1 pseudogene is annotated in these 278 nt (G+C 71.9%); it reads left to right on the top strand.

From position 1 onward, the window contains the following. Positions 1-278: pseudogene (locus BZY54_RS54190) on the top strand (SigE family RNA polymerase sigma factor); the annotation flags it as partial.

The following is a 278-nucleotide window of genomic DNA, read 5'->3' as shown; positions in this document are numbered from 1 at the left end:
ACGCGTCTGCACGACGTGACCCGGGGTTCGGAGAAGTCCGGTGCCGTGAGCGGGCGGGGGTGCGCTCGCGGCACCGGGCGTCAGCACACCGGGTACATGACGGTGGTTGACGCGCACACGGGGGAAACACACGGGGGAACCGCGTACGGGGAGGGCTCGGGGGAGCGCCGGACCCTGTCGGAGGCGGAGTTCACCGCCTACGTCCAGGAGCGCCGCGCCTCCCTGTACGCAACCGCCTACCACCTCACCGGCGACCGCTTCGAGGCCGAGGACCTGCT

The sequence above is a fragment of the Streptomyces carpinensis genome, assembly GCF_002154505.1.
GTDB classification, from domain to species: domain Bacteria; phylum Actinomycetota; class Actinomycetes; order Streptomycetales; family Streptomycetaceae; genus Streptomyces; species Streptomyces carpinensis.
This window is presented reverse-complemented; position numbering and strand designations above follow the sequence as displayed.